General features: G+C 38.2%; 1 protein-coding gene. It reads left to right on the forward strand.

The window, feature by feature from the left end:
• Window positions 1-43: 43 nt before the first annotated feature.
• The coding region (locus tag AM506_RS21810; RefSeq protein ID WP_235576177.1) for an IS3 family transposase at window positions 44-612 on the forward strand (569 nt) is incomplete at its 3' end.

The raw sequence follows: 612 nt of genomic DNA on the forward strand, positions 1-612 counted from the left end.
ATATCGTATTATGCGAGACCTCGGATTGAAATGTGTAAAATTCATGCGGAAATCCCGTAAATACAATTCGTATAAGGGGAACGTTGGAAAGGTAGCGAAGAACCGATTATCACGCCGGTTTAACACGCATGTCCCTCTACAAAAATTAGTAACTGACATTACAGAATTTAAATGTCTAAACGAAGAGAAGTTATATTTAAATCCCATTCTTGACCGCTATAACGGAGAAATCATAGCGTACGGAATCAGGAAACGTCCCACGTTAGATCTAGTCATGGAACCTTTACATGAAACGATAGAAATAATAAGAAATCACGCAATCTATCGAACCACCATCCATTCTGATCAAGGCTGGCATTACCAGCACAATCAATGGGTGAAGACCTTAAAGAAAAATAATGTATTCCAAAGCATGTCACGGAAAGCTACATGCGCAGACAACGCTGTAATGGAAAACTTTTTTGGTGTTTTGAAGCAGGAAATGTACTATGGAGAAAAATTAGTTACCTTTGAGGATTTAAGAAGCCGGATTGAAGAATATATCCACTGGTACAATCATGAACGTTCAAAAGAAAAATTGGATGGACTAAGTCCAGTCGAATACCGAACTCA

The sequence above is a fragment of the Rossellomorea vietnamensis genome, from assembly GCF_001305855.1.
GTDB classification, from domain to species: domain Bacteria; phylum Bacillota; class Bacilli; order Bacillales; family Bacillaceae_B; genus Rossellomorea; species Rossellomorea vietnamensis_A.